Raw genomic sequence first — 14,687 nt, 5'->3', positions numbered from 1 at the left:
CCTGTTGTCCAAATTATTGTCCGAGATGCAACCTGAAATACACGGCCGCCAGATGCGACCGACACACAGCACACTACACGTGGCGACTCATCAGCAATCCACATTGACGATGCCATGGAGCACTGAAGAAGTTCGATTTTCACCCCGCCGGACACCTTGTAGTTATCTTGTCGCAATCAAACGTCACCGGTGTGAGCGCCGCCAGGAATTCCACCGCTCGAGGAGATGGATCCCTTCACCGGAAGGAGCATTCCGGCGCCGCAGGCCGGTGCACTTACGAGCGCTTCAACGCAGTGATGCGGTCCTCACTCGAGCGCAACAGCACCCGCTCTCCTCCCCACAACTCGCGCGGTTGCACCCAGCTGCCGAAGCCGTCGTCTCCGTCCGGTTCCACACGAACCTCCCAGGTGCGCTGACCTGTTCGAGGATTCACTCCGTACACAATTCCTTCGTCTACGACGAGGTCACCGTCCCACAGAATCTCGCCGGTACGTTCGGTACGGGTATCCCACAGGACCTCCCCGTTGGACAGATCAACGAACCGGATCGTACCGTCGGCGCTCGTCACAGCAACCACATCTCCGATCACCGCCAAGGATTGCGCAGGACCGAGCACCTCCTGGTTGGTCCACAGCTTCTCTCCGGTCCTTCTGTCGAAGCCGCTGTCCCCCAGAATGATCGGAGTCGAATCCCCGGCAGGTTGGTCACGGCTGTAACGCAAACTGAAATACGATCCCGATCCGGAAGACACGAAATCCGCCCTGGCAAATTCGTGCCCGTACTGATCAATTGCGTACGCTCTTGTCACCTGCCCATCGTTCTGGCAATCACGTTCTAAAACCAAAGTGACACCGTCAGAGGATGTGTGCGTGGTCGAGCACGTGGTGTAGCCGTACAACCACCGTTGATCGCCGGTCTCCGGATCGAAACCCAGAGTCTCGTCGAGGGAAATCAGGCCCAGATCGCCGCGCACCGACATCACCGGCTCGACGTAGCCGGATTCCCACGATCCGCCGACGTCGAATGCCTTGGACCAGTTGGCTTCCGGATCGTCGACACTTCCACTGTGGACACGAACGTCGTTGCTCTCGATATCACCTTCGAGGGCCAGGATATCGTCGCCCGAGACAACCGCGATGATCGGTGACCACGGCGTGACAACGTCTCGACGCTCGCCGCTCTCGATGTCGAAAACCGAGTACGCGGCGGCAGTGACATACGGCCCGGAGTAGCAGAGCAGCGAACCGTCCAGCAATGCCGGAGAACACCCACCGATATCGACGGCCGACGCGCGCCAGCGCACCGAGCCGTCTTCGGCATCGAGCGCAACGAGTTCCGCGTCGTCGAGGGAGTACGACTGCCGGTCCGGCATACCTGCCATTGTCACCACTATCGAGCCCGCGTCGATGAATCCGCCCATCTCCATGTTGAATTCGGTTCCGCCGAGCGGGCTGCGAAAGACTGCGAACTCCCGTCCGAGAACGTCGGCGGCGTCGACGGTCCACAGCGGCGCCCCGACGTCAACGGAATGGGCGCGGTTCCCGGCATCGGTCACGGTAACCACTGCTGCGGTAACGGTGACTATCGCGGCAGCTGCCGCGATGCGCAGACGTGCCCGCGAGGAAAGCCCCTCGGTCATCGAATCTCCAGCCCGTCGATCGTTGCGAGAAATTCCAATTGCTCATATGTCATCGGCATGTTCGGCGACGCTGCCGACGAACGAACCGACACCCGCGTTCCATTGGGCTGTGTCAGAGTTACCGACCGACTCTGTTCACTCGTTGCCTCGCGAGTGCTTTCACCATTCCCCATCGGCATGACCGAGTAATGACGCTCGTCGCGCACGATCACAGCGCCGTCCTCGGCGGTCACCACCGATTTCGGATGCCCGTCGTACGAAGGGTCGTACTTGTTCGGCGCCTTGGGAAGTGGCTGCCCGCTGGTGATCGAAATAGTCAGATCCGACTCGTTGCCGCCCGATCGCGCTACAAGATCCTGACAGGCAGTCGTGGTGTCGCTCTCGGCCAGAACCAATCTCCCGAGCGCAGGTTCGAGAACTGGCATTCCGGGAGGTGCCGCACGCCAACCTGATTGGAGAGCTCTTCCCAGCTCGTCGACGGTGCCACGATCCAGCTTCCGCCCGGACGGGTCGAGGGTCGATCCTTGGCAACCGGGCTGGATAGGCGCCGTACCTGGTGGAACCGGCGCCGTAATGCGCAGTTGCGGAAGGCTGACCAAAGCGATCAGGTCTTCGACGGTCAACGGAACCATCCCGCTGATCTCGACCCCGGGGCTACCGGCATAGACCGCGTCGGTCGCGCTCGCCTGGATGAAGGTTTTATCCGCGCCGTACAGAAGCGCTGAACGCGACAGGGTGCGAACGCCGTTGGTTTCGCTCCACGTGTCCTGCGCGTCCACGACAGAACCGTCGGCGAGAGTGCGGCGCTCGACGAGCGAGCCGGCAATACACGGGGGAACCGGGCCCGTATGGGACGTCACCCGGATGTCGAGTGCTCCGGCCTTTCCGTCCCGTACCAGCGTCGCGGATGCCGTCGTATCCGCCATCTCCTCGAGTGAGAACCCCTCTGGCAGTTCGGACGACTCCGACGGAACGTGGAGGGGCCCGAAGTTCAACGATCGTTCCGGGCTTGCGAACTCGATCTCGGCGACAGCCGGCAGCGACCGCTGGACGGCTTCGGACATCACCGTTGCCTTGGGCGCGGAGAACCACGGGAACCGTGGATCGTCGTACGTTTGTGCCCCGGTCGACCAGTACGAGATAGATGACAAGCCGTCGCCAGGCGACTCGACGCTGGTGCATCCCGGGATACTCGTCGGGTACACCACCGTTGGTGTTACGTAGGTGTACTCCGAATTCTCCTCGGCCTGCGTCTCCTCGGCCTGCGTCTCCTCGGTCGACTGCGTCGTTCCGACGGACGACGCAGTCAGTTCACCGGAGTCCGAACCGCTCCATCGATCGACTACTCCGGCAAAGACGATGCCGCCGGCCATCAACGAGACCACCGTGAGCGCGACCGTCCACTTTTCGGTCCGATCGGAACCGGAATTCTTGTCGGCCACCAGCCCTCGCAGTTTCTTCAGGGCACGCCAGGCAGGCGTTGCCTCTCCCCGGACCTGTCGCGGCGGCACCGACTTTTGTTACCAACCGGATGGTTTCCATTGGAGAAGTCATTACACCCCGACAGGCACCGGATCTGCGTCTGGATCCTGTTCGATCGGGATGAGCCGGATCGCTTCGCCCTCGATATCGACGTTGGGCAGGATCTTGTCGAGCCAGGCCGGAAGCTTCCACGCCGAGTCTCCGAGAATCGACATGACCGCGGGAATCACGATCATGCGAATGATGAAGGCGTCGAAGAAGACTGCAGCAGCAAGGCCGAAGCCCATCATCTTGCTGGTGGTTTCCGACGACAACATGAACGCGCCGAACACCGAGATCATGATGATCGCCGCTGACGCGACCACTCGCGCGCCGTGGGTGTACCCCGAGATGATGGCGTCCTTTGCCGACAACCCGTGCACGTATTCCTCGCGCATTCGAGTCACGAGGAATACCTGGTAATCCATCGCCAGACCGAAGACCACACCGATCATGAAGATCGGCAGGAAAGAGATGATCGGTTGGGTGTGCTGGATCAACCCGAATGCGCCCTCTTGGAAGATCGCCACCGTGGCACCGAACGTGGCGCAGATGGAGAACAGGAATCCGAGAGTTGCAGTCAGCGGAACCAGGATCGAACGGAAGACGACCATCATGATGATGAACGCCAGCCCGACGACCACAATCAGATACGGAATGAGGGCGGAACTGAGTTTCGACGACATGTCGGCAACAATCGCCGTCTGACCCGCGACGCCAAGTTCAGCGCCCTCGGCTTTCACCGTCGACCCGTATTCGCGGATCTGATCCATCAACTCGTGTGTTTCGGGACCGCTCGGCGATAGCTGCGGAGTTACGGCGATCAGGGCGGAGTTTGCCCCAACGGTTGGGTTGGCCGCGTCCGGGCCGTTGCCGGTCCACATCAGGAGATCCGGCGTGGCGACGTTGTCCAGACCCTTGATGTACGCAATCGTCTTGGCTGCGACGGGCGTGATGTCTGTCCCCTCGGGAGAGTCGAGCACAACGAACAACTTGCCGTTGACACCCTCACCGAAACCTCGCTGCATCAGCGCGAGTGCCGGTTGCTCCTCGTCCTGAGTGAAGGAAAGCCCGAGCTCGAGTTTTGTCATCGGAATCGCGGCGATCACCAGCAGAACCAACGCAATGCCGGCGATAGGCCACGGGTACTTGGTGACCACCTTCGCCCACCGGTGCCCGTTCGATTCCATCGATTCGGGCTCGTCACCGTGACGCAGGCCGGGGATGCGCGGCGAGAAGGCAAAGCGGCCGAACACCCCGAGAACAGCCGGGATCAACGTGATCGCGCCCAACACCGCGATAATCACGGCGATCGCAGCCGAGATTCCCATCTGGGTGATCATCGGTACACCCACCACGGCCAGCGCTGCCAAGGCAACCACAACGGTCAGGCCGGCAAAAACGACGGACGAGCCGGCTGTGCCCACCGCACGACCGACTGCTGCCTCCCTACTACCACCCAGATTGAGTTCACTGCGGTACCGCGAGACGATGAACAGCGCGTAGTCGATCGAGACGGCAATGCCGATCATCGTCACGATGCCCGTGACACCCTCGTTGATGTCGAAGAATCCCGCCCCGAGCGTCACGGTCAGCGTTGCGAGTGCGATGCCGAGTATCGCGGTGAACAGCGGAATGAACGCCGCGATCAGTGCACCGAAGGCCACGATCATGACGATGAACGCCACCGCGAAGCCAAGCATCTCCGACAATCCGCCAGCAGTCTGGACCTGCATCAACGAACCGGTGCCCTCGACCTGCAAACCGCCGGTACGGAACTTGGCCATCAGATCGAGGAAAGCTGTCTTGTTGGCCTGCGTCTGATCCTCGATGCGGATCGACTGGTTGAGCTGGATCAACCCCACCTTGCCGTCGTCGCCCAGTACGGCACTGGCAAGCGCCGGTTCAGCCGCCGCGAGGGCGACCGGATTGACGATCGTTTCGGGATCAACGATGTCCGGGAGAGTCTTTGCCTGCGCGATCAATTGGTCGATCTGATCACTGTGCGCAGCAAGTCCGTCGTCGGCCGCGACAAGAATGCTGGTGGATGCCTTACTTTGTTGCTCTGCCGCAGCCGCAAAATTCTCGTTCATCAGCTCGGTGGCACGCTGGGAATCCGTGCCGGGAAGATTGAATTCTTTCGAGAACGTCGGGCTGGTAGCGCCGATCACGCCGCCGACAATCGCGATGACGATCACCCACGTTGCCAACACAAGGTACTTGTGACGGAATGCAAACTTCCCAAGCCTGTACAAATAGGTAGCCAACGTAAGCCTCTCTCGCCGTGGACTCTCGGTGCCACGTCATACGGTACGGTCCGATTCGCGTTATGGCACTAGATATTTGCCAAGAAGCCCCCCCGAAAGGCATCCGCATGACACACGGCCAGAGCGTCGACCGCGACCTACTTCAGTCCGGGCAACAACGCCTCGACGCCCTGGGACCTCGATTGACCGGCACTGACGCACATCATGCGGTGGTCGAGGAAGTCGCCCGCGAATTCGTGGATCTCGGGCTCGAGGTACACCGTGATTCGCACACCTTCGAGCGTTGGGATCTACCTCAGCGTGCCGACGGACTGCGCATCGAACTGCCGACCGGACCGGTGCGAGTCTCGTCCGCATTCCCCTACTCCGGACTCACCGGACCGGCTGGGATCACCGCACGTCTGGTCTATCTGAATGCCAAGCGCCCCTCGTGGTCGAAGGCCAAAGGTGCTATCGCTGTGATCGAGGTTCCCCACGTCGACCTCCCGCGCTCGCTGCTGGTGAGTGAGTGGGGACCGATGGTGACGGACGAGACCCTGCGCAATCCGGTGCTCTCCGCGACGCTGTTGGGGCCGAAACTCGAGAAGGCCCGCAAATCCGGTGTCCTCGGCGTGATCGCGGTGTGGCGTGGCATTGCGCCGGACAACGCTCTGGGACAGTATCTTCCGTTCACCCAGCCGTATCACGATATTCCGGCAGTGTGGGTGGCGGGTGACGAGGGCGCACAGGTCGTTGCTGCCGCCCATTCCGGTCAGCAGGCGACTCTCGTTTTGGACGCAACCTTGCATCCCGGAACAACAACCGACACCGTTTGGGCCGTCTCCCCCGGCACTTCACCATCGGAAACGATTCTGGTCATCACCCACAGCGACGGGACGAACGGGGTCGAGGAGAACGGCCACCTCGGCATGATGGAGTTGGCTCGCCATGCTGTTGCACAGCCGCATCGACGATCGTACGTGTTTGTTCTGACCACCGGTCACCTGCGCATTCCAGCGGTCTCCGAACACGGACAGGCAACATCGACGTGGCTGGAGGCCCACCCTGACATGTGGAAAGGTGAAGCGGGCCAGGCGCGTGCGGTGGCTGGGATAGCAATCGAGCATCTGGGCGCTCTCGGCGACTCCGAGGACACCACACTCGGCACCTATACGTTGGACGCGACCCCGGAACCGGAACTTCTCTACGCGACGAGCCGGGAAGTCCACGATATCGTCGCACCGCTGTGGCGCGACATCGGCAGCGGCGACCGTCGAATCGTCGCCCCCGGCCCCGTCATTCATTTCGGTGAGGGTGAACCGCTGTTCGAGCGCAAGATTCCGGCCGTCGCGTTGGTGACAGCGCCGCAATACCTGCTGGCGTTGCGCGAACCGGACACAGCCACACACGTGGACATCGACGTTATGGCGCAACAAGTCCAGAGCTTCCGCGATCTACTCGACGCCCTCGACGCAACGGACTCCGCAGCGTTCGGCTCGGTAGTCGGGCGGACGGTGTTCGCGAAATTCTCGGCATTGTTGAAGCTGATGCAGATCCTGAAAAAAGCAAAAACCGCTGTGCGCCTTTATTAACCGCCCGCGGTTAACAAAGGCGCACAGCAGTTTGTCCTACTTGTCGTGAATGATCACGCCACGGATGTTCTTACCGTCACGCAGATCCTGGTAGCCCTGGTTGACGTCTTCGAGGCTGTACGTGTTGGTGATCAGTTCGTCGAGCTTGAGCTGACCCGCATCGTAGAGACGCAGCAGGCGCACGATGTCGTACTGCGGATTCATGGATCCGAACAGCGTGCCCTTGATCGTCTTCTGGTTCAGCGTCAGGTCGGTACCCGACACGTGAACGGTCAGCTTGGCAGGATCGGCGAGTCCCGTGATCACCACGGTGCCGCCCTTGCCGATTACGGCCGTCGCTGCACTGACTACGTCCTCGTCGACGGTGCCGACCAGAATGAGCGCGGCGTCCGCGCCCTGGCCCCACGTCAATTCGTTGACCTTGACGGCAGCGCTCTCGGCGTCCGCAAAGGCATGCGTTGCACCGAATTTCAGTGCGGTCTCCCGCTTGAGCGCAACCGGGTCGACCACAACGACGTACTTGCAGCCGGCCGAAACGGCGCCCTGGACCGCGTTGATACCGAGGCCACCGATGCCGTAGATGACTGCGGTGTCACCGGCGCGGAGGTTACCGGCGTTGACGGCGGTTCCCCAGCCCGACGGCACACCGCAACCGACGACCACTGCGGTCTCCAAGGGAAGCCAGTCGTCGATCTTGACGACCGAGTGCTGCGAGATGGTGGCCCGCTCGGAAAATGTTCCGAGCATGCACATTCCGCCGAAGTCCAGGCCGTTGCCATGGAAACGGAAGGACCCGTCCGGCATGGAACCTTCGAGGATGGTGGCGCCCATGTCACACAGGTTCTGACGACCGGTCGAGCAGTAGCGACACGTGCCGCAGTTCGGGATGAAGCTACACACGACGTGATCGCCCGGCTTGACCTTCGTGACACCGGGTCCGACCTCTTCGATGATGCCCGAACCTTCGTGCCCACCGACAATCGGGTAGCGCGGCGGGAGATCACCGTCGGTAAGGTGCAGATCCGAATGGCACAGTCCGGCAGCGGTGTACTTGATCAGTACCTCACCCACGCCCGGGCCGTCGAGGTCGAGTTCCATGATCTCGAAAGGCTTTCCGGGCTCGAGCAGTACAGCAGCTTTGGTCTTCACTGGTGATCTCCTTGATTGTCGGACGAGAGAATGAGCGATGGGGTCGGTCAGAGGGCGATGTTGACGGCCTTGGTCTGGGTGTAGAGATCTATGGCGGATGCGCCGAGTTCGCGGCCCCAACCGGACTGCTTGTATCCACCGAAGGGCATTGCGGTGTCGAAGCCGTTGTACTGGTTGATCCACACCGAGCCGGCCTTCAGACGCTTTGCCGTTCGGTGAGCCTTGGAAATGTCCCGGGTCCAGATGCCGGCGGCCAGGCCGTAGATGGAATCGTTTGCGGCAGTGATCGGTCCGTCGTCCGCGTTGAATGGCAGCGCTGCCACGACGGGTCCGAAGATCTCCTCCTGGACGATCGAGAATTCCGGCTTGACGTCGACAAAAACCGTCGGCTCGACGAAGTAGCCCTGATCGCCCCAGCGGTTGCCGCCGGTGAGTGCGCGTGCGCCGTCGGCGATTCCCTCGCGAAGGTATCCGGTGACCTTGTCGAACTGCTCCTGCGACACCAGCGGCCCGAGCTGGGTGGTGGGATCGAGGCCCGGACCGATCTTGACCTGGCTCGCAGCGTGGGCAACCGCTTCGGTGAACTTCTCGAAGATGGAGTCCTCGACGTACAGTCGGGTTCCGGCGACGCAGCACTGTCCGTGGTTGAACAGCCAGGCGTTGAGTGAACCCTCGACCGCTGCATCGAAATCCGCGTCGGCGAACACGATATTGGGGCTCTTGCCACCGAGCTCGAGCGTGACCTTCTTCAGGTTGCCCTTGGCGGCGTCGACGATCTTCTTACCCACCTCGGTGGAACCGGTGAACGCGACCTTGTCCACGTCGTCGTGGCCGGACAGTGCAGCACCTGCATCGCCGAAGCCTGGAACGATGTTGACGACACCGGGCGGGAAGCCGGCTTCTTCGAAGACCTCCGCGAGAAGCAGTGCGGTGAGCGGGGTCTGCTCAGCGGGCTTGAGGATCACGGTGTTGCCGGCGGCAAGTGCTGGGGCGAGCTTCCACGACGACATGAGCAGCGGGAAGTTCCACGGCACGATCAGACCACAGACGCCGATCGCCTCACGCAGTGTGTATGCGTGGAACTCGCCGCCGGGAGAGAAGGGCATGGACACGTTGACCGTGCTGCCTTCGATCTTTGTGGCCCATCCCGCGTAGTAGCGGAAAACGTCTGCGGCCCAGGCCACGTCGACTGCTGTGGCGATGGCGACGGACTTGCCGTTGTCGAGAGCTTCGAGCTGACCGAACTCTTCGGCGCGGGCACTGAGGATGTCGCCGACGCGCCAGATCATCCGCTCGCGCTCGTTTGCCTTCATGCGCGACCACGGTCCGTCTTCGAAAGCTGTGCGGGCAGCCCGTACTGCGCGATCGATGTCTTCGGCCTGGCCGTGCGCCACGTCGGTGAGCTTCTGCCCGTCAGCCGGGTTGTACGTCGAGAAGGTCTGACCCGAAGCGGCATCGACGAATTCGCCGCCTATGTATAGCTTTTTCGATCCGTTCAGGAATCCCTGTACCGCGGAACTGATGGTGTGCTCGGCTACTGCCGTCATCGGAAACTCCCTGAAGTAGTGAGGTGCAAATGTGATGCACGCCATACTTCCGCGCTTCCGGGGGTGCTAACTGTCCGAACTTTGTACAACTCAATTCGGACAGTCAACTACACAGTGATGTCGAGCGCCCGCATCCGTGTGTACAGGGTGCTTCGGCTGATACCGAGCTGCGCCGACGCGTGAACCTTGTTGCCGCCGCAGTCTTTCAACGCTCCGATGATCGCCTGACGCTCCGCTTTCTCCCGTCCTGCCAACCGCGACACCTTGGTGGTCGTGCGATAGTCCTCAGGCAGGTCGGTGACGTCGATGCGATTGCTCACGCGATCGCCCGCGGCGCGATGCAGCACAACTCTCAATTCGGCGAGATTGCCCGGCCAACTGGCCGCTGTGAGCGCCTCGGCAGCACTGGCGGTCAACCTCAGCTCGGGCGAGATCCCTTCCAGCATCGCCTGCGCCAACTCGGCAATCTCGGCTTGCCGCTCGCGCAGTGGGGCGATGACAACTCTGGAAGCGCAACGCGAGAGCAACGCCGCGATGGTCGGCGGTAGGTCTGCTACTGCTCCACTGGTCATAACGATCCTCGGCCCCTCAGCGCTGGCGTCGATCAAGTCCGCGATCATGGGCAACACCGAATCGGGAAGCAGCTGCACCTGTTCGATCACGACAACACCCGAGCGCCTTCGGGCAGCTCGCACGAGATCGGTGACCCATTGCTCACGGCCGTCGAAGGCGATTCGCGTGGCATCGTGCCAACTGGCGTCGACGCTCCCGACCACGTCCGACGCTGCCGAAGTTCGACCGGAACCTGCTTCACCCGAGATGGCAACTGCGGACGACGACGCCCGCGCCCGCATCAGATCGCGGCGCAGTCGTTCCCCCGGAGACGGAGTCCGCTCATGCGTCCGACGAATTGGCGCCCGCTCACGCTGGAGTGGTTCGACCAGGAAAAGCGCTCCACCGTCGGCGCCGGAAATTCTGTCGGCTTGGACTCGCGCGAGTGCACCGGACGCCAATTCGACTGTTACCAATCTCGATTGGTCCGGGTTGAGGTCGGCGATCAAAGACCGGAGCGATACATGGTCTGCGGTGTCCAGCAGATCCAACGCCGTTCGGTTGCTCAGCAAAATGTCGTCGCCGATGGCCGCGACGGCAATGTTGCGCTGATGCGACACTCTCTGGAATGCGTCGACCAACCGCTGCTCCGACGCTTTCGATCCCTCGAGTAGGCGCTTCTCGATGTCCGCCGCTGCCCGCGCAAGGAACGGCGCGAACAGCGGGTTAGCTTGCGAGACAATACCGGTCATGTCGAGAATGCCTTCGACCCGGCGAGTCACCGGGTGCAGAATCGGCTGTCCGTAGCAACTGAGACCTTTGAGGCTGTCGAGGAAATGCTCCTCGCCGTGGATCACCACGGCTCTCCCCACCTCGAGCGGCGTACCGAGGGCGTTGGTGCCGGCATGTTCTTCACCGAATCGTGAACCGTTGACTACACCCAAACGCTCGATCGTCCGCTCGACCAGACGGTCCGAGTACACCGACGCGACAACGCGGCACTCCCGATCTGCCAGCAGGACACAGAATCCGGTGCCCGCGAGCTGCTGCGCAACTTCGTCGAGCACCGGAGTAGCCGCGCGCAGCAACCGGCTCTCGGCATCCTGGTCGGCGGTATCCACTGCGATTGCCGCGGACGGGTCGACTCCGCTGAGCCGCGAGCGTTTCCAGGAAAGCGCGATCTCGGGCCGAACCGGATCGCGAGTTCCTGAAGAATCGAACACGACTCAGCCCTGCCCGATCAGTTCCATTGCCTGTTCGCGCATCGCGATCTTGCGCACCTTTCCGGTGACGGTCATGGGGAATTCGTCGACGACATGCACGTACCGCGGAATCTTGTAGTGCGCCAATTTACCTGTGCAGTAGGCACGTACGGCGTCGGCGTCCAGTTCGCGTGCGCCCTCGCGCATCTGAATCCACACCATCAACTCCTCGCCGTACTTGGCGTCGGGCACGCCGATCACCTGCGCGTCGAGGATGTCGGGGTGGGTGTAGAGGAACTCCTCGATCTCGCGGGGGTAGACGTTTTCGCCGCCGCGGATGACCATGTCCTTGATCCGTCCGGTGATCGCGACGTACCCGGCCTCGTCCATGACACCGATGTCGCCGGTATGCATCCACCGGGCAGCGTCGATCGCCTCCGCAGTCTTTTCCGCGTTCTCCCAGTACCCGAGCATGACCGAGTACCCGCGCGTGCACAGCTCGCCCGGTTCTCCGCGCGGCACCGTCAATCCTGTTGCCGGGTCCACGATCTTGATCTCGAGGTGCGGTCCGACGCGTCCGACCGTTTCGGTGCGCTGCTCGATGGAATCATCCGAGCGGGTCTGGAGTGACACGGGAGACGTCTCTGTCATGCCGTAGCAGATGGATACCTCGGCCATCCCCATGCGATCGATGACCTGCTTCATCACCTCGACCGGGCAGGGTGAGCCGGCCATGATTCCGGTTCGCAGGCTCGACAGGTCGAATGTATCGAACTCCGGCAACGCCAACTCTGCGATGAACATCGTCGGCACACCGTAGAGGGACGTGCATTTCTCCGCTTGCACAGCCTCGAGTGCCGCACGCGGATCGAATGCCGGACCCGGAATAACCATCGCGGCACCGTGACTGGTGCATGCAAGGTTGCCCATCACCATGCCGAAGCAGTGATAGAAGGGCACCGGAATGCACACGCGGTCGATTTCGGTGTAGTGGCACAACTCGCCGACGAAGTAGCCGTTGTTGAGAATGTTGTGATGACTGAGCGTCGCGCCCTTCGGGAAACCGGTAGTGCCCGAGGTGTATTGGATGTTGATCGCATCGTCCGCAGACAAGGCAGCCTGCGCAGCGGCGAGAGGAGCCGGATCGCTTGCCTGCGCCGCCAACCCGTCCGCCAGCACGCCGTCCCACTCGGGTGAACCGAGCAGGATCACCGACGTCAGATCAGGGCACTGCGGCCGCACCGTCTCGATCATCGACGCGTAGTCCGAAGTTTTGAAGCTGGCCGCAGACACCAGTGTCGAGATTCCGGCCTGCTCGAGCACGTACTGCAACTCATGCGAGCGATACGCCGGATTGATGTTGACGAGGATCGCGCCGATCTTTGCCGTCGCATACTGCGTGAACGTCCATTCCGGACAGTTGGGAGCCCACATCCCCACCCGGTCGCCCTTCCCCACACCACGGGAAAGAAGTCCGGCAGCGAGTCCGTTCACTTGTTCGGCGAACTCCCGGTACGTCCATCGTCGACCGCTGGCATGGTCGATCAACGCATCACGGTCGCCGTGCGCGGCAACCGTGCGATCGAGATTGTCTCCGATGGTGTCGCCCAGCATCGGACCGTCCCATACTCCGGACGTATAGCTGGGCAGCGGCGTACTCATGTGTTCTGTCCTCTCCGGTTACCTGTTCAGGCACCTATGAGAGGGGCCGCCGCAGCGGACCCTCTCATCTACGAATTTACTCGATTCGGTGTGATGCACGACATACTTCCCGGTGCGGGGTGTCCGTAACTGTCTGAAGTCCGGACACCCCGCCCGACAACTGTCCTTACAGTGCGTGGTCCTTGGTCTCGACGAGCGCCCAGGTGCAGACGAGACTCACCACACCGAGGATTGCGAGCATGATTCCGATGGCCATGCTCCCGTAGGCCGAGGCCAGCGGGGCTGCGATCAGCGGGGGCACCGCGCCGCCCAGAACACCGGCGAGGTTGTAGCCGAGGCCGGCACCGGTGTAGCGGTAGCGGGTCTGGAACATTTCCGGGAGCAGTGCGCCACACGGGCCGTAGGCGATTCCGAAGATCATCAGAGTGCCGAACATTCCGAGGATGAATGCAAGAGGGGTTCCGGTATCGAGGAGCGGGAACAGAATAAGTGCCCACACCACAGCCAGACCACACGAGATCATGATGACCTTGCGACGTCCGATCCGGTCCGAGTACAGCGCGGAGACGATGATCGCGGCGCCGAAGACAAAGGCGGACGCAATACCGACGGACAGGACGAACGGGCGGGAGAATCCGAGCGTCTTGGTGCCGTAGCTCGTGAGGAATGCCGTACCCATATAGAAGAAGGCAAACAGGCAGGCCAGCGCACCGGCCGAGAGGAGAATTTCCTTGGTCTGAAAACGCCATGCATCCAGGAACGGGAGGGTGCGGGGGGGCTTCGTTCTTCTCCGCTGCGACGCGATCAGCTTGCTCCGCCTTGAAGACCGGAGTTTCTTCGATAGCGAGGCGCATGTAGAGGCCGATACCGACGAGCACGATGGAGAACAGGAACGGGATTCGCCAGCCGTAATCGAGGAATGCCTGGTTGGTGTCGCCGAGAACTGCGCCGGTGATGAGGAACGTGCTGCTCGAGAGAACAAAAGCAATGGCCGGGCCGAGTTGCGGGAACATGGCGTAGAGGCCGCGTTTGCCGGGCGGGGCGTATTCCGCGGTGAGCAGGGTTGCGCCCGCCCATTCACCACCGACTGCAAATCCTTGACCGAAGCGCAAGAGCACCAAGATGATCGGAGCTGCAACACCGATTGTGTCGGCGCCGGGCAGCAAACCGATGAGCAGCGTCGAAATACCCATCAGCAACAGAGTGGAGATGAGCGTCTTCTTGCGACCGATGCGATCTCCGAAGTGCCCGAACAACATTGCGCCGACCGGCCGTGCGATGAAGGCAACGGCAAAGGTCGCGAACGACGCCACTGTGCCGGCAGTGGCCCCGAGCGCCGGAAAGAAGACCGTCGGAAAGACAAGCGCCGCAGCGGTTCCGTAGATGAAGAAGTCGTAGAACTCAATGGTCGTGCCGATACAACTGGCGATGGCAACTCGCCGCACACTCGTTGTCTTCGCGGGGGCTGCCGCAGTGCCTGCGGCACTCGATCCCCCTGCGGGAGAGACTGTGGTCACTCGATTCCTCCGTGGTCCGGTGGTGTTGCCCTGTGGGCTTCACCGTCGATAAGAGGAAAG

The 14,687-nt window shown here is 61.8% G+C and carries 8 protein-coding genes and 1 pseudogene; 1 reads left to right on the top strand and 8 read right to left on the bottom strand.

What is annotated here, in order from left to right:
* Positions 1–274: 274 nt before the first annotated feature.
* Genes RG2_RS04550 through RG2_RS04540 form a run of 3 tightly spaced genes read right to left on the bottom strand, consistent with a single transcriptional unit; the run spans position 275 to position 5,427 of the window.
* Entirely contained in the window at positions 275–1,639 is a 1,365-nt protein-coding gene (locus RG2_RS04550; protein WP_033236947.1) for an outer membrane protein assembly factor BamB family protein, read from the bottom strand.
* Positions 1,636–3,150 (bottom strand): hypothetical protein, encoded by a 1,515-nt coding sequence (locus RG2_RS04545; protein WP_230590425.1) that lies wholly within the window; start codon positions 3,148–3,150, stop codon positions 1,636–1,638. Before RG2_RS04545 ends, RG2_RS04550 begins: the two co-directional genes overlap by 4 nt.
* A gap of 42 nt (positions 3,151–3,192) precedes the next feature.
* The gene (locus RG2_RS04540) at positions 3,193–5,427 is read right to left on the bottom strand and encodes an MMPL family transporter (RefSeq protein ID WP_033236949.1); all 2,235 of its coding nucleotides are present in this window, start codon (positions 5,425–5,427) and stop codon (positions 3,193–3,195) included.
* A gap of 107 nt (positions 5,428–5,534) precedes the next feature.
* Here RG2_RS04540 and RG2_RS04535 point away from each other — a divergent pair, with 107 nt between their 5' ends.
* Positions 5,535–6,998 (top strand): zinc-binding metallopeptidase family protein, encoded by a 1,464-nt coding sequence (locus tag RG2_RS04535; protein ID WP_033236950.1) that lies wholly within the window; start codon positions 5,535–5,537, stop codon positions 6,996–6,998.
* Positions 6,999–7,034: 36 nt separating this feature from the next.
* Here RG2_RS04535 and RG2_RS04530 read toward each other — a convergent pair whose 3' ends face one another.
* The 5 genes and pseudogenes from RG2_RS04530 to RG2_RS04510 all read right to left on the bottom strand — a co-directional run bounded on the left by RG2_RS04530 (position 7,035) and on the right by RG2_RS04510 (position 14,627).
* The gene (locus RG2_RS04530) at positions 7,035–8,147 is read right to left on the bottom strand and encodes an NDMA-dependent alcohol dehydrogenase (RefSeq protein WP_033236951.1); all 1,113 of its coding nucleotides are present in this window, start codon (positions 8,145–8,147) and stop codon (positions 7,035–7,037) included.
* 47 nt (positions 8,148–8,194) lie between these two features.
* Positions 8,195–9,694, bottom strand: coding sequence for an aldehyde dehydrogenase family protein (locus RG2_RS04525; RefSeq protein WP_033236968.1), 1,500 nt, complete (start codon positions 9,692–9,694; stop codon positions 8,195–8,197).
* A 107-nt stretch (positions 9,695–9,801) separates the two neighbouring features.
* On the bottom strand, positions 9,802–11,469 hold the full coding sequence (locus RG2_RS04520; RefSeq protein ID WP_033236952.1) for a sigma-54-dependent Fis family transcriptional regulator: 1,668 nt from the start codon (positions 11,467–11,469) through the stop codon (positions 9,802–9,804).
* A 3-nt stretch (positions 11,470–11,472) separates the two neighbouring features.
* Positions 11,473–13,110, bottom strand: coding sequence for an AMP-binding protein (locus RG2_RS04515; protein ID WP_033236953.1), 1,638 nt, complete (start codon positions 13,108–13,110; stop codon positions 11,473–11,475).
* Positions 13,111–13,276: 166 nt separating this feature from the next.
* A pseudogene (locus RG2_RS04510) lies at positions 13,277–14,627 on the bottom strand (MFS transporter).
* Between the last annotated feature and the right edge of the window lie 60 nt (positions 14,628–14,687).

It is taken from the genome of Rhodococcus globerulus NBRC 14531 (assembly GCF_001894805.1).
Lineage (GTDB): Bacteria > Actinomycetota > Actinomycetes > Mycobacteriales > Mycobacteriaceae > Rhodococcus_F > Rhodococcus_F globerula.
This window is presented reverse-complemented; position numbering and strand designations above follow the sequence as displayed.

What these genes read in the sequence shown, in the direction of transcription:
- RG2_RS04525 (WP_033236968.1), bottom strand. Translation starts at nt 9,694, where the DNA reads ATGACGGCAGTAGCCGAGCACACCATCAGTTCCGCGGTACAGGGATTC.
- RG2_RS04550 (WP_033236947.1), bottom strand. Translation starts at nt 1,639, where the DNA reads ATGACCGAGGGGCTTTCCTCGCGGGCACGTCTGCGCATCGCGGCAGCT.
- RG2_RS04535 (WP_033236950.1), top strand. Translation starts at nt 5,535, where the DNA reads ATGACACACGGCCAGAGCGTCGACCGCGACCTACTTCAGTCCGGGCAA.
- RG2_RS04515 (WP_033236953.1), bottom strand. Translation starts at nt 13,110, where the DNA reads ATGAGTACGCCGCTGCCCAGCTATACGTCCGGAGTATGGGACGGTCCG.